The organism is Clavibacter sp. (genome assembly GCF_014802555.1).
GTDB classification, from domain to species: Bacteria; Actinomycetota; Actinomycetes; order Actinomycetales; family Microbacteriaceae; genus Clavibacter; species Clavibacter sepedonicus.
Map to the genome: position 1 here is coordinate 1 of NZ_JAAVCB010000077.1, position 22,834 is coordinate 22,834.

Annotated in this window: 19 protein-coding genes, 1 tRNA gene and 1 pseudogene; 20 read left to right on the top strand and 1 reads right to left on the bottom strand. The window is 72.9% G+C overall.

All coding sequences use genetic code 11. The features are described from left to right. The 19 genes and pseudogenes from HDR73_RS08570 to pyk form a co-directional block, all read left to right on the top strand. A partial coding sequence (locus tag HDR73_RS08570) for a primosomal protein N' (RefSeq protein ID WP_287136305.1) occupies nt 1-1,613 on the top strand: 1,613 nt, incomplete at its 5' end. 115 nt (nt 1,614-1,728) lie between these two features. Continuing rightward, on the top strand, nt 1,729-2,646 hold the full coding sequence (gene fmt, locus HDR73_RS08575) for a methionyl-tRNA formyltransferase (RefSeq protein WP_012299345.1): 918 nt from the start codon (nt 1,729-1,731) through the stop codon (nt 2,644-2,646). A 67-nt stretch (nt 2,647-2,713) separates the two neighbouring features. Beyond that, a complete protein-coding gene (locus HDR73_RS08580) occupies nt 2,714-4,180 on the top strand; it encodes an RsmB/NOP family class I SAM-dependent RNA methyltransferase (protein WP_012299344.1) in 1,467 nt (488 codons plus the stop codon). A 10-nt stretch (nt 4,181-4,190) separates the two neighbouring features. Continuing rightward, on the top strand, nt 4,191-4,859 hold the full coding sequence (rpe, locus tag HDR73_RS08585; protein WP_012299343.1) for a ribulose-phosphate 3-epimerase: 669 nt from the start codon (nt 4,191-4,193) through the stop codon (nt 4,857-4,859). Between the two features lie 34 nt (nt 4,860-4,893). Further along, nucleotides 4,894-5,262, top strand: a pseudogene (locus HDR73_RS08590) (FKBP-type peptidyl-prolyl cis-trans isomerase). 108 nt (nt 5,263-5,370) lie between these two features. After that, entirely contained in the window at nt 5,371-5,634 is a 264-nt protein-coding gene (locus tag HDR73_RS08595) for a phosphoribosyl-ATP diphosphatase (protein ID WP_012038459.1), read from the top strand. Nucleotides 5,635-5,680: 46 nt separating this feature from the next. Then, entirely contained in the window at nt 5,681-6,520 is an 840-nt protein-coding gene (gene hisG, locus HDR73_RS08600; RefSeq protein WP_012299342.1) for an ATP phosphoribosyltransferase, read from the top strand. 2 nt (nt 6,521-6,522) lie between these two features. Further along, a complete protein-coding gene (hisF, locus tag HDR73_RS08605; protein WP_012299341.1) occupies nt 6,523-7,332 on the top strand; it encodes an imidazole glycerol phosphate synthase subunit HisF in 810 nt (269 codons plus the stop codon). Beyond that, nucleotides 7,329-7,745 carry a phosphoribosyl-AMP cyclohydrolase gene (gene hisI, locus HDR73_RS08610; protein ID WP_012299340.1) on the top strand — a complete coding sequence of 139 codons (417 nt, stop codon included), beginning with the start codon at nt 7,329-7,331 and terminating at the stop codon, nt 7,743-7,745. The genes hisF and hisI overlap by 4 nt, the downstream gene beginning before the upstream one ends. After that, entirely contained in the window at nt 7,742-9,298 is a 1,557-nt protein-coding gene (locus HDR73_RS08615) for an anthranilate synthase component I (RefSeq protein ID WP_012299339.1), read from the top strand. The genes hisI and HDR73_RS08615 overlap by 4 nt, the downstream gene beginning before the upstream one ends. Continuing rightward, the gene (locus HDR73_RS08620; RefSeq protein ID WP_012299338.1) at nt 9,298-9,999 is read left to right on the top strand and encodes a Trp biosynthesis-associated membrane protein; all 702 of its coding nucleotides are present in this window, start codon (nt 9,298-9,300) and stop codon (nt 9,997-9,999) included. The genes HDR73_RS08615 and HDR73_RS08620 overlap by 1 nt, the downstream gene beginning before the upstream one ends. Nucleotides 10,000-10,039: 40 nt before the next feature. Then, nucleotides 10,040-10,282 carry a DUF6704 family protein gene (locus tag HDR73_RS08625; protein ID WP_012299337.1) on the top strand — a complete coding sequence of 81 codons (243 nt, stop codon included), beginning with the start codon at nt 10,040-10,042 and terminating at the stop codon, nt 10,280-10,282. Beyond that, the gene (trpC, locus tag HDR73_RS08630; protein ID WP_012299336.1) at nt 10,283-11,059 is read left to right on the top strand and encodes an indole-3-glycerol phosphate synthase TrpC; all 777 of its coding nucleotides are present in this window, start codon (nt 10,283-10,285) and stop codon (nt 11,057-11,059) included. Further along, nucleotides 11,056-12,270 (top strand): tryptophan synthase subunit beta, encoded by a 1,215-nt coding sequence (gene trpB / locus HDR73_RS08635; protein WP_012299335.1) that lies wholly within the window; start codon nt 11,056-11,058, stop codon nt 12,268-12,270. The genes trpC and trpB overlap by 4 nt, the downstream gene beginning before the upstream one ends. Then, on the top strand, nt 12,267-13,085 hold the full coding sequence (trpA, locus tag HDR73_RS08640) for a tryptophan synthase subunit alpha (protein ID WP_012299334.1): 819 nt from the start codon (nt 12,267-12,269) through the stop codon (nt 13,083-13,085). Before trpB ends, trpA begins: the two co-directional genes overlap by 4 nt. 71 nt (nt 13,086-13,156) lie before the next feature. After that, complete coding sequence (gene lgt / locus HDR73_RS08645; protein ID WP_041464605.1) at nt 13,157-14,179, top strand: prolipoprotein diacylglyceryl transferase; 1,023 nt, start codon at nt 13,157-13,159, stop codon at nt 14,177-14,179. Between the two features lie 101 nt (nt 14,180-14,280). Further along, nucleotides 14,281-18,852 carry a glutamate synthase large subunit gene (gltB, locus tag HDR73_RS08650; RefSeq protein WP_012299332.1) on the top strand — a complete coding sequence of 1,524 codons (4,572 nt, stop codon included), beginning with the start codon at nt 14,281-14,283 and terminating at the stop codon, nt 18,850-18,852. Beyond that, nucleotides 18,845-20,302, top strand: a complete 1,458-nt coding sequence (locus tag HDR73_RS08655; protein WP_012299331.1) for a glutamate synthase subunit beta — start codon at nt 18,845-18,847, stop codon at nt 20,300-20,302. The genes gltB and HDR73_RS08655 overlap by 8 nt, the downstream gene beginning before the upstream one ends. Nucleotides 20,303-20,389: 87 nt before the next feature. Further along, nucleotides 20,390-21,847 (top strand): pyruvate kinase, encoded by a 1,458-nt coding sequence (gene pyk, locus HDR73_RS08660; protein ID WP_012299330.1) that lies wholly within the window; start codon nt 20,390-20,392, stop codon nt 21,845-21,847. 97 nt (nt 21,848-21,944) lie between these two features. Here pyk and HDR73_RS08665 read toward each other — a convergent pair. Continuing rightward, nucleotides 21,945-22,027 (bottom strand) — tRNA-Leu (locus HDR73_RS08665). 84 nt (nt 22,028-22,111) lie between these two features. Between HDR73_RS08665 and HDR73_RS08670 the strand changes: the two genes are divergently transcribed. Further along, the gene (locus tag HDR73_RS08670; protein ID WP_012299329.1) at nt 22,112-22,720 is read left to right on the top strand and encodes an ANTAR domain-containing response regulator; all 609 of its coding nucleotides are present in this window, start codon (nt 22,112-22,114) and stop codon (nt 22,718-22,720) included. The last annotated feature ends 114 nt before the right edge of the window (nt 22,721-22,834 follow it).

Below are 22,834 nucleotides of genomic sequence, written 5' to 3' on the forward strand. Positions count from 1 at the left end.
CTCCGCTCGACCCGGCCCCGCCCGCCGCGCTGCCGCCCGCCGCGCTCCCACCCATCGACGGGTACGCCCCCGACGGCCTCGCCGCGGCGGTCGACGGATCCGGTCGCGTGGCCGTCGACGCCATCCCGGAGGTCGTCGAGCTGCCCGGCGGCGTGTGGGCTGGCCGCTGGGCCGTGACGCTGGCGCAGGCCGCCGCGCGCGTCCTCGCATCCGGCCGCAGCAGCGTCCTCGTCGTGCCCGACTACCGCGACCAGGACCAGCTCGAGGCGGCCCTGGCCGCGCACGCCCCCGCCGGATCCGTGACGCGCACCGACGCGCGCCAGTCCGGCCCCGACCGCTACCGCTCCTTCCTCGCCGGCCTCGGCGACGAGCCGCGCATCGTGGTCGGCAACCGCTCCGCCGTCTACGCGCCCGCGCCGCGACTCGGCCTCGTCGCGATGTGGGACGAGGGCGATCCGCTGCACGCCGAGCCGCTCAGTCCCTACGCCCACGCGCGCGACGTCGCGCTCCTGCGCAGCCGTCAGCAGGGCACGGCGCTCGTGCTGCTCGCGCACTCGCGGAGCACCGAGGTCGAGCGGCTCGTCGCGATCGGCTACCTGTCGAGCGTCGCGCCGGAGAAAAACCGGACCCCGCGGGTGATCCCGACCACCTCGCAGACGGGCGACGAGGGGTTCGCCCGGCAGGCGCGGATCCCGTCGGGCGCCTGGCGCGCGGCCAAGGACGCGGTCGAGCACGGGCCGGTGCTCATCCAGGTCGCCCGACCCGGCTACGCGCCGCTCGTCGCCTGCCGGGCCTGCCGCCAGGCCGCGCGCTGCACCGTCTGCACGGGCCCGCTCGGCATGTCCACCGCCACGAGCACGCCCACCTGCGGCTGGTGCGGGCACCTCGCCGGCGACTGGCGCTGCGTCAACTGCGGATCCGACGAGCTGCGCCTCGTCACCATCGGCGCGGGCCGCACGGCGGAGGAGCTGGGACGTGCGTTCCCCTGCGTGCAGGTCGTGCTGGCCGACGGCGAGCGCCACGTGCAGGAGGTCGACGCGGAGTCGCGGCTCGTCGTCGCCACGCGCGGGGCCGAGCCCGTCGCCGCGGGCGGCTACCGCGCGATCCTGCTGCTCGACGGGGAGCGGATGCTCGCCCGCGAGAGCCTGCGGGTGGGGGAGGACGTGCTCCGCCAGTGGTCGAACGCCGCCGCCCTCGCCGCGCCGCGCGCGCCCGTGATGCTCGTCGGCGTCGGCGGCCAGGTCGCCCGCGCCCTCGCCACCTGGCAGCAGCCGCGGTACGCGCGCGAGGAGCTCCTCGAGCGCCGCGCCCTGCGCTTCCCGCCCGCCGTGCGCGCCGCGAGCGTCGAGGGCCTGCCGGACGCGGTCGGCCAGGCGGTCGAGCGGCTCGACGGCATCGAGGGGGTCGACGTCCTCGGCCCGGTGCCCACCGAGCAGGGCCGCGTGCGCGCCATCGTCCGCCTCGACTACGCGAGCGGTCCCGACGCGGCGCGCGAGCTGCGCGCGGCCGTCGTGCGGAACGCCTCGAGCCGCCGGAAGCCCGTCGCGGGCCGCACCGGGTTCCGGCCCACGGTCCCGCTCCGTGTACGGTTCGACGACACGGGGCTGTTCTGATCCGCGACCGCCGCGCGGCCCGCGCGCCCGGTCCCGCCGTCCCGGCCATCGCCCCGGCGGCCGCCTCCACCGTCCGCCCCGACCACCCCGCACGCCGTCCCCGGAATGGACCCGAATGAGACTCGTCTTCGCCGGCACGCCCCTCGCCGCCGTGCCCTCGCTCCAGCGGCTCGCCGCATCCGGCCACGAGGTCGCGCTGGTCGTCACGCGCGCCGACGCGCCGCTCGGCCGGAAGCGCGTGCTCACCCCGTCGCCCGTCGCCGCGGAGGCCGAGCGCCTCGGTATCCCGACCCTCCGCGTCAACCGGCTCGACGACGACGCGACCGCCCGCATCGCGGCGGTCGGGGCCGAGCTCGGCGTGATCGTCGCGTACGGCGGCCTCGTGCGCGAGCCGCTGCTGTCGACGCCCGCGCGCGGATGGATCAACCTGCACTTCTCGCTGCTGCCCCGGTGGCGCGGCGCCGCCCCCGTGCAGCGCTCGATCATGGCGGGGGAGCGCGTCACGGGCGCGAGCGTCTTCCAGCTGGAGCGCGGCATGGACACGGGGCCCGTCTTCTCGATGGAGGAGCGGCCCACGGGCGACCACGAGACGGCCGGCCACGTGCTCGACGCGCTCGCGGTGCAGGGCGCGGACCTGCTGGCGCGCACGGTCGACGCCATCGGCGCGGGCACCGCGGTCGCGCGCCCGCAGGAGGGCGAGCCGACGCTCGCGCCGAAGACGACGATCGACGACGGCCGCGTCGACTGGGCGCGGTCGGCCGACGAGGTGCTGGCCCGGATCCGCGGCGTCACGCCCGAGCCCGGCGCGCACACGTCCGTGGACGACGTGCGCCTCAAGATCCACCGCGCGGCCGCCCTCCGCGACGCCGCCCCGCTCGAGCCCGGACGCATCGCCGCGCTCGACGGCCGCGTCGCGATCGGCACCGCCAGCCACCCCGTCGAGCTCATCCAGGTGCAGCCCGCGGGCAAGAGCCCCATGCCCGCCGCCGACTGGTGGCGCGGCGTCACGACGAAGGACGTGATCGCACGATGAGCGAGAGCACAGGATCCCCCGCCGCCGACCGGTGGCGCGGCGTGACCACGAAGGACGTGATCGCACGATGAGCGAGAGCACAGGATCCCCCGGTCGCCGACCCGCGGGAGCGGACCGCCGCCGACCCGCCGACCGCGCCGACGTCGGCGGCCCGTCGTCCGTCAGCCCGGCTCGCCGCGTCGCCTACGAGGTCGTCAGCGCGGTCCGCGAGTCGGACGCGTACGCGAACCTCCTGCTGCCCGTCAGGATCCGCCGTGCCGCCCTCAGCGCGCAGGACGCCGCGCTCGCCACCGAGCTGACCTACGGCACCCTGCGCATGTCCGGCTACTACGACCGCGTCATCGAGCTCGCCGCCGGCCGCCCGGTGACGGCGATCGACGCGCCCATCCTCGACGTGCTGCGCCTCTCGGTCCACCAGCTCCTCAGTATGCGCGTCGCCACCCACGCGGCCGTCAACGAGGGCGTCGACATGGCGCGCGCGGTCGGATCCCGTTCGGCCACGGGCTTCGTCAACGGCGTGCTCCGCACCATCACTCGCTCGGAGCCCGACGAGTGGCGGCAGCGCGTGCTCGACAGCGCCGCGAGCGACGACGAGCGCCTCGCCCTCGAGCACTCCCACCCGCTGTGGGTGCTGCGCGCCCTCCGCCAGGCGCTCGCCCGCGAGGGCCGCGACGACGAGCTCGAGGACCTGCTGCGCGCCGACAACGCTGCGCCCGCCGTCAGCCTCGTCGCGCTCCCGGGCCTCGCGACCGTCGAGGAGACCGGCGAGCAGCCCGCCGCCTTCTCGCCGCTCGGCGCCTACCTCGAGGGCGGCGACCCGATGGACGCGCCCGGCGTCGCCGACGGCCGCGTCCGCGTGCAGGACGAGGGCTCGCAGCTCGCCGCCCTCGCGCTCAGCCGCGCCCGAGCCGTCACCCCCGGCGAGCGCTGGCTCGACCTGTGCGCGGGCCCCGGCGGCAAGGCCGCGCTGCTCGCCGCGGAGGCCGGCCGCTCCGGCGCCCTGCTCACCGCGAACGAGCTCGTCCCCGCCCGCGCGGGCCTCGTGCGCGATGCCCTCCGCGCCGTCCCCGGCGACACCGAGGTCTGGGAGCTCGACGGCACGACCGTGGGGGAGGAGCACCCCGGCGCCTTCGACCGGATCCTGCTCGACGCGCCGTGCAGCGGCCTCGGTGCCCTCCGCCGACGGCCCGAGGCGCGCTGGCGGAAGACCCCGCGCGACGTCGCGGGCCTCGGCGCCCTGCAGGCCGGCCTCATCGACTCCGCGATCGGCGCGCTCGCGCCCGGCGGGATCCTCGCCTACGTCACGTGCTCGCCGCACCTCGCCGAGACGCGCGCCATCGTGCAGGCCGCGCTCCAGCGCCATCCCGACGTGTCCGCGCGCGACACGCGCGCGGTGCTGCAGGAGGTGGCCGACGGCGACCTCGAGCTGCCCGCGGCCGACGCGGACGCCTCGACCCACGGATCCAGCGTGCAGCTCTGGCCGCACCGGCACGGCACGGACGCCATGTTCATCGCCCTGCTGACCCGCCGGTAGGATCGGGGCCATGCCCGTCCGCATCGAACCGAGCATCCTGTCCGCCGACTTCGCGAACCTGGAGCGCGAGATCCAGCGCCTCGCCACCGCCGACCTCGTGCACGTCGACATCATGGACAACCACTTCGTCCCGAACCTCACGTTCGGTCTGCCGATGGTGCAGCGCCTGCAGCAGGTGACGCCCGTCCCGCTCGACATCCACCTCATGATCGACGACGTCGACCGCTGGGCCCCCGGCTACGCGGAGGCGGGCGCCGCGAGCGTCACCTTCCACGCCGAGGCCACGCGCGAGCCGGTCGCGCTCGCCCGGCGGCTCCGCGAGATCGGTGCGCGCGCCGGCATCGCGCTGAAGCCCGGCACGCCCGTCGACGACTACCTCGAGCTGCTGCACGAGTTCGACCAGGTGCTCGTGATGACGGTCGAGCCCGGCTTCGGCGGCCAGTCCTTCATGCCCGAGACGATGCCGAAGCTCCGCGCCCTTCGCTCGCGCCTCCGCGAGTCCGGCCACGACGTGTGGCTCCAGGTCGACGGCGGCATCGACGTCGAGACCATCGGCCGGGCGGCCGAGGCCGGCGCCGACACGTTCGTCTCCGGATCCGGCGTCTTCCGCGGCGGCGACCCCGAGGCGGCCATCGCCGAGCTCCGTCGCGCGGCCGAGGCGCATACCCACGCCCACTGACGGGACGCGCGCGCGGATCTGCTTGACTGGATCCATGACCGACACCACGAAGCCCGAGGTCGAGCCCGTCGACGGCCCGGCCCCCGCAGAGCTCACCATCTCCGACATCACCGTGGGCGACGGCCCCGAGGCCCAGCCCGGCGACACCGTCGACGTCCACTAGCTCGGCGTCGACTTCGAGTCCGGCGAGGAGTTCGACTCCTCGTGGAGCCGCGGCCAGTCCGTGCGCTTCCCCCTCCGGAGCCTCATCGCCGGCTGGCAGAAGGGCATCCCCGGCATGAAGGTCGGCGGACGCCGCCAGCTCGTCGTGCCGCCGGAGCTCGCCTACGGCCCCGCGGGCGGCGGCCACCGCCTCTCCGGCCGCACCCTGATCTTCGTGATCGACCTGCAGGGCGTCGGCTAGCGACCAGCGTCGCAGCACCAGCACCACCACCGGGAGGCCGGGAGCGCATCGCTCCCGGCCTCCCGTCGTCGTGCCGGGGCCCCCTCGTGCGGCTGTACCCTGGAGCACGTGAAGACCTTCGATGACCTGTTCGGCGAGCTGACCCGCATCGCCGCCGAGCGGCCCGAGGGGTCCGGCACCGTCCGCGAGCTCGACGGCGGCGTGCACGCGATCGGCAAGAAGGTCGTCGAGGAGGCCGCCGAGGTCTGGATGGCGGCCGAACACGAGTCCGACGACCGCGCCGCCGAGGAGATCTCGCAGCTGCTCTACCACGTGCAGGTCATGATGATCGCGCGCGGCCTCACCCTGGAGGACGTCGGCCGACATCTGTGACGCGCATCCGTCACCCGTCGTCCCCCTCTTGGAAGAAGTGATCCCCATGCTCCGTGTCGCCGTGCCCAACAAGGGCTCGCTCGCCGAGACCGCCGCCCAGATGCTCGCCGAGGCCGGGTACGCCGGCCGTCGCGACCCCAAGGAGCTCTACGTCCTCGACGCGCGCAACGACGTCGAGTTCTTCTACCTCCGCCCGCGCGACATCGCGACCTACGTCGGATCCGGCGCGCTCGACGTCGGCATCACCGGCCGCGACCTCCTCATCGACTCGGCCTCCGACGCCTCCGAGACCGCGGAGCTCGGCTTCGCGGGATCCACGTTCCGCTTCGCCGGCCCCGTCGGCCGCTTCGCCGACCTCGAGGACCTCGCCGGAGTCCGCATCGCGACCAGCTACCCCGTCCTCGTCGGCGGCTTCCTCCGCGAGCACGGCGTCGAGGCGCAGCTCATCCGCCTCGACGGCGCGGTCGAGTCCGCCATCCAGCTGGGCGTCGCGGACGCCATCGCCGACGTCGTCGAGACCGGCACCACGCTGCGGAAGGCCGGGCTCGAGATCTTCGGCCCTGTGATCCTCCGCTCGACCGCCGTGCTCATCTCGGGCGCCGAGGAGAAGCCGGGCGCCGCGACGCTGCTCCGCCGCCTCGAGGGCGTGCTCGTCGCCCGCCGCTACGTGCTCATGGACTACGACGTGCCGCTCGACCTGCTCGACGCCGCCACGGCCATCACGCCGGGCATCGAGTCGCCCACCATCTCGCCGCTGCAGGACCCCGCGTGGGTCGCGGTGCGCTCGATGGTGCCGCGCGACGACACGAACCAGATCATGGACCGCCTGCACGAGGTCGGCGCGCGCGCCATCCTGGTCAGCCCCATCCACGCCGCCCGGATCTGACCGTGGCCGCCGTTCCCGCCGACCGGCCCGCGTCCGGGGCCCCGTCCTCCGGCGACCTCGCCGTCCGCGTCATCCCGTGCCTCGACGTGGCCGCCGGCCGCGTCGTCAAGGGCGTCAACTTCCTCGACCTGCAGGACGCGGGCGATCCCGTCGAGCTCGCGCGCCTCTACTACGAGCAGGGCGCCGACGAGCTCACCTTCCTCGACGTCACGGCCACGGTCGAGGACCGCTCGACGATGTACGACGTCGTGAGCGCCACCGCCGAGCAGGTCTTCATCCCGCTCACCGTCGGCGGGGGAGTGCGCAGCGCCGACGACGTGGCGCGGCTGCTCGCGAGCGGCGCCGACAAGATCGGCGTCAACAGCGCGGCCATCGCGCGTCCCGACCTCGTGAGCGAGATCGCCGACCGGTTCGGCGCGCAGGTCTGCGTCCTCTCCCTCGACGTGACGCGCGGCGACACCGAGTCCGGCTTCGTCGTCACCACGCACGGGGGCCGCACGCGGACGACCATCGACGCGGTGGCGTGGGCCCGCGAGGCCGTCGAGCGCGGCGCCGGTGAGCTGCTCGTCAACTCCATCGACGCCGACGGCACGCGCGACGGCTTCGACCTCGAGCTCGTGGCCGCCATGCGCGCCGCGAGCCGCGTGCCCGTCATCGCATCGGGCGGCGCGGGCGAGCTCGACCACTTCGCGCCCGCGATCGAGGCCGGCGCCGACGCCGTGCTCGCCGCGAGCGTCTTCCACTCCCGTCGGTTCACCATCGGCGACGTCAAGGGCGCCCTCGCGGACGCCGGTCAGGTGGTCCGACGATGAGCGCAGCCCCCCTCGACCCCCGCGGGCACGGCGATCCCGACGTCGACGGCATCCTCGCCCGCGCGTCCTTCGCCGACGACGGGCTGCTCCCCGCCGTGATCCAGCAGCACGACACGCGCGAGGTCCTCATGCTCGGCTACATGGACCGCGAGGCCCTCCGCCGCACGCTCACCACCGGCCGCGTCACGTTCTGGTCGCGCTCCCGGAGCGAGTACTGGCGGAAGGGCGACACGTCGGGTCACGGCCAGTACGTCCGCGACGCGGCGCTCGACTGCGACGGCGACACGGTCCTCGTCCAGGTCGACCAGGTAGGAGTGGCCTGCCACACCGGCACGCGCACCTGCTTCGACGCCGACCACCTCCACCCCGTCACGGGCGCGCGTCCCGCCGCCGACGAAGGGCCCACCCCATGAGCGAGTCCCCCCGCCCCGCCGCGTCCGTCCCCGCACCCGGCACGACGACCCGGGAGGCCTTCGGCGCCCTCGCCGTCGACCACCGGGTGATCCCGGTGCTCCGCGAGGTCTTCGCCGACGGCGAGACGCCCGTGGGCGTCCACCGCAAGCTCACCGCGGGACGCCCGGGCAGCTTCCTGCTCGAGTCCGCCGGCCAGGGCGGCATCTGGACCCGCTTCTCCTTCGTCGGCGTCTCGTCCTTCGGCGTGCTCACGCAGCACGGCGACGAGGCCCGCTGGCTCGACTACGGCATCGACGCCCGCCGCGCCCTCGGCGACGACGCGCCCGACGGTCCCCTCGCGGCCCTCGCGGCGCTCTACGCGCGCTGGGAGACGCCCCGCATCCCCGGTCTGCCGCCGCTCACGGGCGGCCTCGTGGGCTTCATCGGCTGGGAGGCCGTGCGCCAGATCGAGCGCCTGCCGGACCGTCCGCCCGCCGAGGTCCCCGTGCCCGGCCAGGCGCTCAGCTTCGTCTCCGAGCTCGCCGTGCTCGACCACCGCCGCGGCACCGTCACGCTCGTCGCGACCGCCCTCAACGACGGCGTCGACGCCGAGGACGCCATGTGGGCCGACGCGCAGACGCGCCTCGACCGGATGCAGGCCGACCTCGCGCGCCCGTCGGAGACCTTCCTCGCCGAGGTCGACCTCCAGGCGCAGCCCTCGCCCGTCCTCCGCACCGAACCCGCCGACTTCCACGAGGCGATCGCGCGCAGCAAGCACCACATCCACGAGGGCGACGTCTTCCAGGTCGTCGTCTCGCAGCGCTTCGACCAGCCGACCATGGCCGACCCGATCGACGTCTACCGCATCCTGCGCGTGCTCAACCCGAGCCCCTACATGTACCTGCTCACGCTCGAGGACGCCGACGGGAAGCCGTACTCCATCGTCGGATCCTCGCCCGAGGCGCTCGTCACGGTCACCGACGACCACGTCTACATGCACCCCATCGCGGGATCCCGGCCCCGCGGCGCCACCGTGGAGGAGGACGTCGCCCACGAGGAGTCCCTCCTCGCCGACCCGAAGGAGCGCGCCGAGCACCTCATGCTGGTCGACCTCGCGCGCAACGACATGCTGAAGGCGTGCGCCCCGGGATCCGTCGAGGTCACCGAGTTCATGCGCGTCGAGCGGTTCAGCCACATCATGCACCTGGTCAGCTCGGTCGAGGGCACGCTCCGGCCCGGCGTCTCGAGCATCGACGTCTTCCGCGCCACGTTCCCGGCCGGCACGCTCTCGGGCGCGCCCAAGCCGCGTGCGCTGCAGATCATCGACGAGCTCGAGCCCGCCCAGCGCGGCGTGTACGGGGGAGTGGTGGGCTACTTCGACTTCGCGGGCGACGCGGACCTGGCCATCGCGATCCGCACGGCCACCATCGTCGACGGCATCGCGCACGTGCAGGCCGGCGGCGGCATGGTCGCCGACTCCGACCCCGACGCCGAGTACCTCGAGTCGCAGAACAAGGCCGCGGCCCCGCTGCGCGCCGTGGCCGTCGCCGAGGCCATGCGGCGCGTGCGCTGATGCGGGTCACCCGCCGCACGAAGTCCCTCGCCCTCCTGCTCGTCCTCGCCACGAGCGCCGCCACCTTCCTCGGCTGGTCGCAGGACTGGTCGACGCTGCGCATCGGGGGCCAGGCGCCTGCGCTCGTGCCCGTCGCGGGAAGCGTCGCCGCCCCCGCGCTCAGCGCCCTCGCGCTCTCGAGCCTCGCCCTCGCGGGCGCCCTCGCCATCGCCAGCCGCGTGCTCCGGGTGGTGCTCGGGATCCTCCAGGCGCTCATCGGCGCGACGGTCGCGCTCACGGCGTTCGCCGCGATCGCCGGCCCCGTCCAGGCGGGCGAGGCCGCGGTCACGACCGTCACGGGCGTCGCGGGCTCATCGGCCGTGGCGGAGCTCGTCGACGGGTGGACCACGACCCCCTGGGGTCCGGTCACGCTGGTCGCGGGCATCGCGTCGGCGCTGACGGGCCTCCTCGTGGCGGTCACCGGGCCGCGCTGGCCCACCCGCCGGTCCCGGTACGACGCGCCGGACCCGTCGCCCGCCCGCCGGATCGTCCCGCGCCAGGATCCCGTGGCCGCCTGGGACAGCCTGAGCGGCGGCGCGGATCCCACCCGCCGCGAGGCCGGCGATGACGACGACGCACCGGCGGGCGGACCCACGGAAGGGTCGCCTGACGGACCCGCCGCCGCTCCCCATGCCGACGGCCGCCGCGACGCCGACCGGTAGACTCGATCCGTCCCTTTCGCACGACCCCCGAGGAGCACGCATGTCCACCGAGTCCGCAGAACCCGGCCACGGCAACTCGCCGGCGGCCTGGACGGCTGTCGTCATCATGCTCGTCGCGTTCACCGTCGGCACCATCGCCTTCTGGTTCGCCATCGAGCCCGTCGTGTGGGCCTCGGCCGTCCTCGCGATCCTCGGCTGGATCACCGGCGGCGTCATGAAGAAGATGGGCTTCGGGGTCGGCGGCCACCGCACGGTCTCCACGCACTCGAAGGCGCACTCCTAGATGCTGGGAGACCTGCTCTCCGGAGCCCTCGAGGACGCGGCCGCACGACGCGAGACCCGTCCCCTCGCCCAGGTCGAGGCCGACGCGCTCGCGCGTCCCGCGGCCCTCGACGCGCTCAGCGCGCTTGCTCCCGCCGACCGCGTGAAGATCATCGCCGAGGTCAAGCGCTCGAGCCCCTCGCGCGGCGCCCTCGCCGAGATCCCAGATCCCGCGCTCCTCGCGTCCCGCTACGAGACCGGCGGCGCCAGCGCCATCAGCGTCCTCACGGAGGGCCGCAAGTTCCGCGGATCCCTGCAGGACCTCGAGCAGGTGCGGGACACCGTCTCCATCCCCGTCCTCCGCAAGGACTTCATCGGCGAGCCGTACCAGGTCCTGGAGGCGCGCGCCTCGGGAGCCGACCTCGTCCTGCTCATCGTCGCCGCGCTCGACCAGAAGACGCTCGTCGAGCTGCATGCGCTCGTGAACGAGCTCGGCATGACCGCGCTCGTCGAGACCCACTCGGCCGACGAGGTGTCCCGCGCGCTCGACCTCGGGGCGCAGGTCGTCGGCGTCAACGCGCGCAACCTGACCACCTTCGAGCTGGACCGCGACCTCTTCGGCCGCCTGGCCGACTCCATCCCCGCGGGCGTCGTGCGCATCGCCGAGTCCGCGGTGAAGACCGCCGACGACGTGGCGCACTACCGCCGGTCGGGCGCCGACGTCGTCCTGGTGGGCGAGGCGCTCGTCACGGGCGATCCCGTCCGCACGCTCGGCGAGTTCCTGGACATCCGCGCATGACCGACCTGCGCAGCGTGACCGGCCCCTACTTCGGCGAGTTCGGCGGGCGCTACGTCCCGGAGTCCCTCGTCGCCGCCCTCGACGAGCTGTCGGCGGCGTGGGAGGAGCTCAAGGTCGACCCCGCGTTCGTCGAGGAGCTCAAGGAGCTGCACCGCACGTACACCGGCCGTCCCTCGCTCATCACGGAGGTGCCGCGGTTCGCCGAGCACGCCGGCGGCGCGCGCATCATCCTCAAGCGCGAGGACCTGAACCACACCGGCTCGCACAAGATCAACAACGTGCTCGGCCAGGCGCTGCTCACCAAGAAGATCGGCAAGAAGCGCATCATCGCGGAGACGGGCGCGGGCCAGCACGGCGTCGCGACCGCCACCGCGGCCGCGCTCTTCGGCCTCGACTGCGTCATCTACATGGGCGAGGTCGACACCGAGCGCCAGGCGCTGAACGTGGCCCGGATGCGCCTGCTCGGCGCTGAGGTCATCCCGGTCCGCTCGGGCTCCCGCACGCTCAAGGACGCCATCAACGACGCCATGCGCGACTGGGTCACCAACGTCGAGACCACCAACTACGTCTTCGGCACGGTGGCGGGCCCGCACCCGTTCCCGGCCATGGTCCGCGACCTGCAGAAGGTCATCGGCGAGGAGGCGCGCGAGCAGGTCCTCGCGCTCACCGGGCGCCTGCCCGACGCCGTCGCCGCGTGCGTCGGCGGCGGGTCCAACGCCATCGGCATCTTCCACGCCTTCCTCGACGACGCCGACGTGGCCCTCTACGGCTTCGAGGCCGGCGGCGACGGCGCGGACACCCCGCGCACCGCCGCCACCATCACCAAGGGCCGGCCCGGCATGCTGCACGGCGCGCGCAGCTACCTCCTCCAGGACGAGGACGGTCAGACCATCGACTCGCACTCGATCTCCGCCGGCCTCGACTACCCGGGCGTCGGCCCGGAGCACTCCTGGCTGTCGGACCTCGGGCGCGCGTCGTACCGTCCCGTCACGGACGACCAGGCGATGAGCGCGCTGCGCCTGCTCAGCCGCACCGAGGGCATCATCCCGGCCATCGAGTCCGCGCACGCCCTGGCCGGTGCGCTCGAGCTCGGCAAGGAGCTGGGTCCGGATGCGATCATCCTGATCAACCTCAGCGGCCGCGGCGACAAGGACATGGAGACCGCGGGGAAGTACTTCGACCTCATCGACGCCGGGGCGGAGCAGTCGTGACCGCGGCAGCCCACGCGGCCGCGCCCGCCGGCAGCCCCGTCGAGCGGACCATCGCCCTCCGACGCGAGCAGGGATCCGGCGCGCTCGTCGGCTACCTCCCCGTCGGGTTCCCGGACGTCGCCACGAGCATCGAGGCCGCGGTGGCCCTGGTCGAGAACGGCGTCGACGTCATCGAGCTGGGCCTGCCCTACAGCGACCCCGTGATGGACGGCCCGGTCATCCAGCGTGCCACGCAGACCGCTCTCGCGCAGGGCTTCCGCCTCCGTGACGGCTTCGACGCGCTGCACGCGATCACCCAGCGCGTCGACGCCCCCGTGCTCCTCATGACCTACTGGAACCCCGTCGTGCAGTACGGCGTCGAGCGCTTCGCGGACGACATCGTCGCCGCGGGCGGCGCCGGCCTCATCACGCCCGACCTCATCCCCGACGAGGGTGCCGACTGGCTCGCCGCATCCGAGCGCACGGGCCTCGACCGCGTGTTCCTCGCCGCCCCGTCGTCGAGCGGGGCGCGCCTGCACCAGGCCGTGGAGCGCAGCCGCGGGTTCGTCTACGCGGTCTCCACCATGGGCATCACGGGCGCGAGGCAGGACGTCGACCAGGCCGCGCGCGGTCTCGTGTCGCGCCTGCGCGATGCGGGCTCCACGAGCGCGTGCGTGGGCATCGGCATCTCCACCGGCGACCAGGTGCGCGAGGTGCTCGACTACGCCGACGGCGCCATCGTCGGCTCGGCCCTCGTCGCGGCCCTCGCCGACGGCGGCGTGCCGGGCGTCGCCCGTGCCGCGGCCGATCTCGCGCGGGGAACCGCGCTACAGTAGCCCCCGGCCCGCGGTCCCGCCGCGCCCGCCGAATCCCCTGCGAAAGTGAGCGTCATCCGTTGTTCGTCCCGATGAGCATCCCCAGCCCGGATCCGTCCGACACCCGGTTCGACGTCACGGCGTGGCTCCAGGGCTTCGGCATCGACCTGCCGCTCACCTTCGTCATCCACGCGTACGCCGTGTGCATCCTGGTCGGCATCCTCGTCGCGGCGTTCCTCACCAACCGCCGCCTCGTGGCCCGCGGCGTCGAGTCGGGCACCGTCATCGACTTCACGCTCTGCGCGCTCGTCCTCGGCATCATCGGCGCGCGGGCGTTCCACGTGCTCACCCACCCGGGCGACTACTTCTACGAGGGCGCGAACCTCTGGCGGGTGCTCTACGTCTGGGAGGGCGGCATCGCCATCTTCGGCGCCCTCATCGGCGGCGCCGTGGGCGTGTGGCTCGGCTCCAAGTGGACCGGTGTCCGCTTCTGGACGTTCGCCGACGCCCTGGCGCCGGGGCTCCTGCTCGCCCAGGCCGCCGGCCGCATGGGCAACTACTTCAACCAGGAGCTGTTCGGCACGCCGACCACGCTGCCCTGGGGCCTCGAGGTCGACCCGACCAACGCCGCCTTCCCGGCCGGGCTCCCCGCGGGCACGCTCTTCCACCCCACGTTCCTCTACGAGATCGTGTGGAACGTCGCGGGTGCGCTCGTCATCATGGCGCTGGGCCGCGCGGTCCGCCTGCAGTGGGGCCGCGGCCTGGCCGTGTACCTCATGTGGTACGGCCTCGGGCGCATGGTCTTCGAGTCGATCCGCATCGACCCGAGCGAGATCTTCTTCGGCATCCGCACCAACGTCTGGGCGGCCTTCCTCGCGGTCGCGCTCGGCCTTGTCCTCTTCATCGTGCAGACCCGGCGCCATGTCGGCAGCGAACCCAGCCCGTACCTGCCGGGCCGCACCCCGGATGACGTAAGCGCGCGCGCCAAGGCGGGTCGCGACGGCGAGGTAGCATCGGTGTACACGGATTCGGATTTCGCCGACGTCGACGACGATCGGGCATCCACCGGTTCGGACTCCCACGCTCTCCCCGCCACAAGCGGACGCGGCGCCTAGTCCCCAGCGCGGGCACCCCCGCGGTCACCGCCTCCTCCCGCGAGGCGGTCCCCACCACAGGGCCAGCGACGTCCCTCCGCAGTGCATCTAGGACGGTTCCCATGGCGTTCTCCTCCACCTCCCCTCCCGGCGGCTCGTTCCCCGCGACGCAGGGCCTCTATGACCCGGCGTTCGAGAAGGACGCGTGCGGCCTGGCCATGGTGGCCACCCTGCGGGGCACCCCGGGCCACGACATCATCGTCAACGCGCTCGACGCGCTGCGGAACCTCGAGCACCGCGGGGCCATCGGCTCCGACGCGGGCACCGGCGACGGCGCCGGCATCATGACCCAGATCCCGGACGAATTCCTCCGCGGCGTGGTCGGCTTCGACCTGCCGCCCATGGGGGAGTACGCGGTCGGCATGGCGTTCCTGCCGACGGACGACGCCGAGCGCGAGGAGCTGGAGGCCGGCATCGAGCGCATCGCGGGCGACGAGCGGCTGCACGTGCTCGGGTGGCGCGAGGTGCCCGTCGACCCGTCGCACCTCGGCAACCTGGCGCGGAAGGCCATGCCCGCCTTCCGTCAGCTCTTCCTCACCTCCGACTCCGCGCAGCCCTCCGACCGCCCGTCGGGGCTCGCGCTCGACCGACTCGCCTTCCGCCTGCGCAAGCGCGCGGAGCGGGAGCTCGGCGCCTACTTCATCTCGCTGTCCTCGCGGACCCTCGTCTACAAGGGCATGGTCACGACGCTCCAGCTCGAGCCGTTCTACCCCGACCTCTCCGACGAGCGCTTCGCGTCGAAGCTCGCCATCGTGCACTCGCGGTACTCCACCAACACGTTCCCGTCGTGGCCCCTCGCGCAGCCGCTGCGCATGATGGCGCACAACGGCGAGATCAACACGGTCGCGGGCAACCGCAACTGGATGCGCGCCCGCCAGTCGCAGCTCGAGTCGGAGCTTCTCGGCGACCTCGCGCCGCTGATGCCCATCGTCACGCCGGGCGCGAGCGACTCCGCGTCCTTCGACGAGGTGCTCGAGCTCCTCAGCCTCAGCGGCCGCAGCCTGCCGCACGCGATGATGATGATGGTCCCCGAGGCGTGGGAGAAGCAGACCGACATCGACCCCGTCCGCCGCGACTTCTACGAGTACCACTCCATGGTCATGGAGCCGTGGGACGGCCCGGCCGCGCTCACCTTCACCGACGGCACGCTCGTCGGCGCGACCCTCGACCGCAACGGCCTGCGCCCGGGCCGCTACCTCGTCACGCACGACGGCCTCGTGGTGCTCGGCAGCGAGATCGGCGTGCTCGAGATCGACCCGGCCCGCATCATGCGGAAGGGCCGGCTCCGCCCCGGCAAGATGTTCCTCGTCGACACCGAGGCCGGCCGCATCATCGAGGACGACGAGATCAAGTCCCAGCTCGCCGCCAGCGCCCCGTGGGGCGAGTGGCTCGAGAACCGCATCCACCTCGCCGACCTCCCCGAGCGCGAGCACGTCGTGCACACGCCCGCGTCCGTCGTCCGGCGCCAGCGCACCTTCGGCTACACGGAGGAGGAGGTGCGGATGCTGGTCATGCCCATGGCGAAGGTGGGCGCCGAGCCCCTCGGCGCCATGGGATCGGACACGCCTATCGCCGTGCTCTCGCAGCGCCCGCGCCTGCTGTTCGACTACTTCACGCAGCAGTTCGCGCAGGTCACCAACCCGCCGCTCGACTCCATCCGCGAGGAGGTCGTCACCAGCCTCCGCCTCGGACTCGGGCCGCAGCGCAACCTCCTCGACGCCGGCCCCGAGCACACGAAGCAGGTCGTGCTCGACTTCCCGGTCATCGACAACGACGAGCTGGCTAAGGTCATCCACATCGACCACCGCCCGGGCAGCCGCACCACCACCATCGTGAGCGGCCTCTACCGCGTGGACGACGGCCCGCTCGCCATGCAGAAGCGCATTGACGCGATGTGCGACGAGGTCGACCGCGCCATCGCGCACGGCGCACAGTTCGTCGTCCTCTCGGACCGCGACTCGAACCGCGACCTCGCGCCGATCCCGTCGCTCCTCATGATCGCGGCCGTGCACCACCACCTCATCCGCAAACAGACCCGCATGAAGGTCGGCATCGTGGTCGAGGCCGGCGACGTGCGCGAGGTGCACCACATCGCGCTGCTCATCGGCTACGGCGCCTCGGCGATCAACCCGTACCTGGCGATGGAGTCGTGCGAGGACCTCGTCCGCAGCGGCATGCTCACGGGCGTGACGCCGGAGAAGGCGACGCGGAACCTGATCAAGGGGCTCGGCAAGGGCGTGCTCAAGATCATGTCCAAGATGGGCATCTCGACGGTGTCCTCGTACGCCGGCGCCCAGTGCTTCGAGGCGGTCGGCCTCTCGCAGGGGCTCGTGGACCAGTACTTCTCGGGCACCACGACGCGCCTCGGCGGCGTCGGCATCGACGTCATCGCGGCCGAGAACGCGGCGCGCCACCGCAGCGCCTACCCGCAGGACGGCGCTGTGCTGTCGCACGAGCGCCTGCAGACGGGCGGCGAGTACCAGTGGCGTCGCGACGGGTCCCCGCACCTGTTCAACCCGGACACGATCTTCCGGCTGCAGCACGCCACGCGCACGCGGCGGTACGACATCTTCCGCGAGTACACGTCGATGGTCGACGCGCAGTCGAAGGACCTCATGACGCTCCGCGGCATGTTCCGCCTGAAGACCGGCACCCGCCCGCCCGTCCCGCTCGACGAGGTGGAGCCCATCTCCGACATCGTGAAGCGCTTCTCCACGGGCGCGATGAGCTACGGGTCCATCTCCGAGGAGGCGCACGAGACGCTCGCCATCGCGATGAACCGCCTGGGAGCGAAGTCGAACACCGGTGAGGGCGGCGAGAACGTCGAGCGCCTGCTCGACCCCGAGCGACGCAGCTCCATCAAGCAGGTCGCGTCCGGCCGCTTCGGCGTCACGAGCATGTACCTCACGCACGCCGACGACATCCAGATCAAGCTCGCGCAGGGCGCCAAGCCCGGCGAGGGCGGCCAGCTGCCGCCCGGCAAGGTGTACCCGTGGGTCGCGCGCACGCGGCACGCGACCGCCGGCGTCGGCCTCATCTCGCCGCCGCCGCACCACGACATCTACTCGATCGAGGACCTCAAGCAGCTGATCTTCGACCTCAAGCGCGCGAACCCCTCCGCCCGGATCCACACCAAGCTCGTCAGCCAGTCGGGCATCGGCGCGGTCGCAGCCGGCGTCGCCAAGGCGCTGAGCGACGTGATCCTCGTCTCGGGTCACGACGGCGGCACGGGCGCGAGCCCGGTCAACTCGCTCAAGCACGCGGGCACCCCGTGGGAGCTGGGGCTCGCCGAGACGCAGCAGACCCTCCGCCTCAACGGCATGCGCGACCGCGTGGTCGTGCAGGTCGACGGGCAGATGAAGTCCGGCCGCGACGTCATCGTCGGCGCGCTGCTCGGCGCCGAGGAGTTCGGGTTCGCCACGGCCCCGCTCGTCGTCTCGGGCTGCATCATGATGCGCGTCTGCCACCTCGACACCTGCCCCGTCGGCGTCGCCACGCAGAACCCGGAGCTGCGCAAGCGCTTCCCGGGCAAGGCCGACCACGTCGTCAACTTCTTCGAGTTCATCGCGCAGGAGGTGCGGGAGCACCTGGCCGCCCTCGGCTACCGCGCGCTCGACGAGATCGTGGGCCGCAACGACCTGCTCGGAGTCGAGGACGCGGTCGACCACTGGAAGGCGTCCGGCCTCGACCTGACGCCGATCCTGGCCGGCCCGACCTTCGCGGACGACGAGCCGATGAAGCACAGCCGGTCGCAGGACCACGAGCTCGACGACCACTTCGACAACGAGCTCATCCGCTTGAGCCGCGACGTGCTCGACCACGGCGGCCGGGTCGAGATCGACCTGCCCGTGCGCAACACGGCGCGCGCGGTCGGCACGATGCTCGGCCACCTCGTCACCAAGGGGCACGGGGAGGACGGGCTGCCGACGGGATCCATCGACGTCACGCTGCGCGGCTCCGCCGGCCAGTCGTTCGGCGCGTTCATGCCGTCGGGCATCACGCTGCGCCTCGTCGGCGACAGCAACGACTACCTCGGCAAGGGCCTCTCGGGCGGCGACATCGTCGTGCGGCCCGACGAGAGGGCCGGCTTCCCCGCGGAGGAGAACGTCATCGCGGGCAACGTCATCGGCTACGGCGCGACGCAGGGCACGATGTTCATCCGCGGCATGGTGGGGGAGCGGTTCCTCGTCCGCAACTCGGGCGCGACCGCGGTCGTCGAGGCCGTGGGAGACCACGCGCTCGAGTACATGACCGGCGGGCTCGCCCTCGTCCTCGGCGGCACCGGCCGGAATATCGGCGCGGGCATGTCCGGCGGCACGGCGTACGTGATCGACCTCGACCGCGACCGCATCAACACTGACGCGCTCGCGTCGGGCGAGCTCGAGCTGCACCCGCTCGGGAGCGCCGACGCCGAGATCGTGCTCGACCTCCTCCGCCGGCACCTCGCCGAGACCGGATCCACCGTGGCCGAGCGCCTGCTCGCCGAGCCGGAGACCTCCATGGAACGCTTCACCAAGATCCTGCCGCGGGACTACGCGGCCGTCCTCGCCACCCGCCAGACCGCGGTGGACGAGGGCCTCGACCCCGACGGCGACGTCGCCTGGAACCGCATCCTGGAGGTGACCGGTGGCTGACCCCAAGGGCTTCCTCAAGGTGACGGAGCGCGAGCTCCCCAAGCGCCGACCCGTCTCGGTGCGGCTCATGGACTGGAAGGAGGTCTACGAGCAGCAGGAGCGCGGCGAGCTCGTGCGCCAGGCCGGCCGGTGCATGGACTGCGGCATCCCGTTCTGCCACCAGGGCTGCCCGCTCGGCAACCTCATCCCGGAGTGGAACGACCTCACGTGGCGCGGCGAGGGCCGTCAGGCCATCGAGCGACTGCACGCCACGAACAACTTCCCCGAGTTCACAGGCCGGCTGTGCCCGGCGCCGTGCGAGAGCTCGTGCGTGCTCGGGATCAACCAGCCGCCCGTGACGATCAAGCAGGTTGAGGTGTCGATCATCGACGACGCCTTCCAGAAGGGCTGGGTCGAGCCGCACCCGCCCGAGCGCCTCACGGGCAAGACCGTGGCGGTCGTCGGATCCGGCCCCGCCGGCCTCGCTGCCGCCCAGCAGCTCACGCGCGCCGGCCACACGGTCGCCGTCTTCGAGCGCGACGACCGCATCGGCGGCCTGCTCCGCTACGGGATCCCGGACTTCAAGATGGAGAAGCGCCACCTGGAGGCCCGCCTCGCGCAGATGACCGCCGAGGGCACCCGCTTCCGCGCGGGCGTCGACATCGGCAAGGACATCACCTGGTCCGACCTGCGCCTCCGCTACGACGCGGTCGTGGTCTGCACGGGTGCGCTCGTGCCCCGCGACCTCGACATCCCGGGCCGCGACGTCGACGGCGTGCACTTCGCCATGGACTACCTGCGCCAGTCGAACCACGCGACCGCGGGCGACCAGGTGCCCGAGCAGATCCATGCGGAGGGCAAGCACGTCGTCGTCCTCGGCGGCGGTGACACGGGTGCGGACTGCATCGGCACCGCCCACCGGCAGAAGGCCGCCTCGGTCACCAACCTCGCCATCGGCCAGCAGCCGCCGACGGAGCGTCGCCCCGACCAGCCGTGGCCCACGTACCCGACCCTCTTCGAGGTGTCGAGCGCGCACGAGGAGGGCGGCGAGCGCCACTACCTCGCCACCACGGTCGAGTTCCTGAAGGACGACGACGGGCACGTCCGCGCCGTCCGGGTCGCCGAGACCGAGTTCCGCGACGGCCGCCGCGTGCCGAAGTCGGGCACCGAGCGCGAGATCCCCGCCGACCTCGTGCTCCTCGCGCTCGGCTTCACCGGCCCCGAGAAGGCGGCCCTCGAGACCCAGCTGGAGGTCCCGTTCGACGAGCGCGGCAACGTGGCGCGCGGCGAGGACTACCAGACCGACCAGGCCGGCGTCTTCGTGGCGGGCGACGCGGGTCGCGGCCAGTCGCTCATCGTGTGGGCCATCGCCGAGGGACGTTCAGCGGCCTCCGCCGTCGACCGGTACCTTGAGGGGGACACGGAGCTCCCGTTCCCGGTCCGTCCCACGGACCGCGCTCTCTCCATCTGACCCGGTCGTCGCGCCCCGAGCGCGCGGCCGCGACCACTCACCCGAACCGCGTCCGTGTGCGACGCAGAAACGCGAGACAGACAGAGCATGACCAGACGAGCGAAGATCGTCGCGACCCTCGGGCCCGCGACCAGCTCCTATGAGAGCATCCGCGCCATCATCGACGCCGGCGTGGACGTGGCCCGGATGAACCTCAGCCACGGCACCTACGACGTCCACGAGGGCATCTACTCCACCATCCGGAAGGCCGCAGACGACGCGGGCCGCGCGGTCGCGGTCCTGGTCGACCTGCAGGGCCCGAAGATCCGCCTCGGCAAGTTCTCCGACGGCCCGCACGACCTGGCCTTCGGCGACACCTTCGTCATCACCGTCGAGGACATCCTCGGCACGAAGGACATCTGCTCCACCACCTACAAGGGCCTCCCCGGCGACGTGAAGCCGGGCGACCCGCTGCTCATCGACGACGGCAAGGTCACGCTCCGCGTGGTCTCCACCGACGGCACCCGCGTCACGACCACGGTCGAGGTGGCCGGCACGGTCAGCAACAACAAGGGCATCAACCTCCCGGGCGTCGCGGTCAACGTGCCCGCACTGTCCGGCAAGGACGAGGCGGATCTCCGCTGGGGCCTCCGTCTCGGCGCCGACCTCATCGCGCTGAGCTTCGTCCGCGACGCGTCGGACATCGTCCGCGTGCACGAGATCATGGACGAGGAGGGCCGTCGCGTCCCCGTCGTCGCCAAGGTCGAGAAGCCGCAGGCCGTGGACGCGCTCGAGGAGATCGTGGACGCGTTCGACGCGATCATGGTCGCCCGCGGCGACCTGGGCGTCGAGCTGCCGCTCGAGGCAGTGCCGATCGTGCAGAAGCGCGCGGTCGAGCTCGCCCGCCGCAAGGCCAAGCCCGTCATCGTCGCGACGCAGATGCTCGAGTCCATGATCACGAGCCCGCGGCCCACGCGCGCCGAGGCGTCCGACTGCGCCAACGCGGTGCTCGACGGCGCCGACGCCCTCATGCTGAGCGGCGAGACGAGCGTGGGCGAGTTCCCCGTCGTCACGGTCAAGACCATGGCGCGCATCATCGAGTCCACCGAGGAGCACGGGCTGGAGCGCATCCCGAAGCTCGGCACGCGCCCGTTCACCCAGGGGGGCGCCATCACGCTGGCCGCCGCCGAGGTCGCCGAGTTCGTCGATGCGAAGGCGCTCTGCGTCTTCACCGAGTCGGGCGACTCGGTGCGCCGGATGACGCGCCTGCGCAACGGCATCCCGATCCTCGCCTTCACGCCGAACGAGGGCATCCGCCGTCGCCTCGCGCTCTCGTGGGGCGTGCAGACGTACCTCGTGGAGCCGGTCACGCACACCGACCAGATGTTCCATCAGGTGGATGACGTGCTCCTCGCGGAGGGCCTCGCGGAGGGCCTCGCCGAGGTCGGCCAGAAGGTCGTCGTCATCGCCGGATCCCCTCCCGGGATCGCGGGCTCCACCAACGAGCTGCGCGTCCACGTCGTCGGCGACGCCGTGAACGAGGCGGCTCCCGCGTACGAGAAGTAGCGCGACGTCCGCGGGGGCTCCGGCCCCCGCGTGACACGATAGAGGGCGGGCGACCACGTGGTCGCCCGCCCTCTCCCGCGTCACGTTCGGGATGCTGTGCCGGATGTGGGACTCGAACCCACACGCCCTCACGGACAGAGCATTTTGAGTGCTCCGCGTCTGCCATTCCGCCAATCCGGCATGCGCCGCAGCGACGCCCCGACGGCGGCGATCCGCCCGTCCGGCGCGCACCGGCCCGCCCGACGATACCGTAGGCTCCTATCCGTGAGTGACCAGGAAGCAACCCCCGCAGCCCCCCGTCGTGTCGTCGTCGCCGAGGACGAGTCGCTCATCCGCCTCGATATCGTGGAGACCCTCCGCGACAACGGATTCGAGGTCGTCGGCGAGGCGGGCGACGGCGAGACCGCCGTGGCGCTGGCCACCGAGCTGCGTCCCGACCTCGTCATCATGGACGTCAAGATGCCCCAGCTCGACGGCATCTCCGCGGCCGAGCGCCTGAACCGCAACCACATCGCCCCCGTCGTCCTCCTCACGGCCTTCAGCCAGAAGGAGCTCGTCGAGCGCGCGGGCGAGGCCGGCGCGCTGGCGTACGTCGTCAAGCCGTTCACGCCGAACGACCTCCTCCCCGCCATCGAGATCGCGCTGGCCCGCTACGCGCAGATCATCACCCTCGAGGCCGAGGTGTCCGACCTCGTCGAGCGCTTCGAGACCCGCAAGCTCGTCGACCGGGCCAAGGGCCTGCTCAACGAGAAGATGGGGCTCACCGAGCCGGAGGCGTTCCGCTGGATCCAGAAGGCGTCGATGGACCGCCGCCTCACCATGCACGACGTGGCGCAGGCCATCATCGAGCAGCTGAGCGCCAAGAAGGCCTAGGTGTACTCGGCCGTGACGTTGGTGACACTTCGGGGCGTGTGAAGAGGCCTCCTGGCTTGATGGAGCTGTTCAGTTCAACCATCGCCAGGAGGCCTCGATGTCCCACGGTAATGC